Genomic DNA, 1,132 nt, shown 5'->3' on the forward strand with positions numbered 1-1,132 from the left:
GCCAGGGAAAACTCATCTCAAGGCTCGCTTCCCGCTTAGATGCTTTCAGCGGTTATCGATTCCGAACTTAGCTACCGGGCAATGCCATTGGCATGACAACCCGAACACCAGAGGTTCGTCCACTCCGGTCCTCTCGTACTAGGAGCAGCCCCTTTCAATTTTCCAACGCCCACGGCAGATAGGGACCGAACTGTCTCACGACGTTCTAAACCCAGCTCGCGTACCACTTTAAATGGCGAACAGCCATACCCTTGGGACCGACTTCAGCCCCAGGATGTGATGAGCCGACATCGAGGTGCCAAACACCGCCGTCGATATGAACTCTTGGGCGGTATCAGCCTGTTATCCCCGGAGTACCTTTTATCCGTTGAGCGATGGCCCTTCCATTCAGAACCACCGGATCACTATGACCTGCTTTCGCACCTGCTCGAATTGTCATTCTCGCAGTCAAGCGGGCTTATGCCATTGCACTAACCACACGATGTCCAACCGTGTTTAGCCCACCTTCGTGCTCCTCCGTTACTCTTTGGGAGGAGACCGCCCCAGTCAAACTACCCACCAGGCACTGTCCGTAATCCCGATTCAGGGACCAACGTTAGAACATCAAAACTACAAGGGTGGTATTTCAAGGACGACTCCACCACATCTAGCGACGCGGTTTCAAAGTCTCCCACCTATCCTACACATGTAGGTTCAATGTTCAGTGCCAAGCTGTAGTAAAGGTTCACGGGGTCTTTCCGTCTAGCCGCGGGTACACTGCATCTTCACAGCGATTTCAATTTCACTGAGTCTCGGGTGGAGACAGCGTGGCCATCATTACGCCATTCGTGCAGGTCGGAACTTACCCGACAAGGAATTTCGCTACCTTAGGACCGTTATAGTTACGGCCGCCGTTTACCGGGGCTTCGATCAAGAGCTTCGACCGAAGTCTAACCCCATCAATTAACCTTCCGGCACCGGGCAGGCGTCACACCGTATACGTCATCTTACGATTTTGCACAGTGCTGTGTTTTTAATAAACAGTTGCAGCCACCTGGTATCTGCGACTCTCGTCTGCTCCATCCGCAAGGGACTTCACTGATAAGAGCGTACCTTCTCCCGAAGTTACGGTACCATTTTGCCTAGTTCCTTC

Annotated in this window: 1 rRNA gene; it reads right to left on the bottom strand. The window is 52.7% G+C overall.

Annotated features, from left to right (window positions below):
* A 23S ribosomal RNA gene (locus tag ATB74_RS23295) occupies nucleotides 1-1,132 on the bottom strand; the annotation flags it as partial.

Source organism: Vibrio splendidus, from assembly GCF_001557875.1.
Lineage (GTDB): Bacteria > Pseudomonadota > Gammaproteobacteria > Enterobacterales > Vibrionaceae > Vibrio > Vibrio splendidus_F.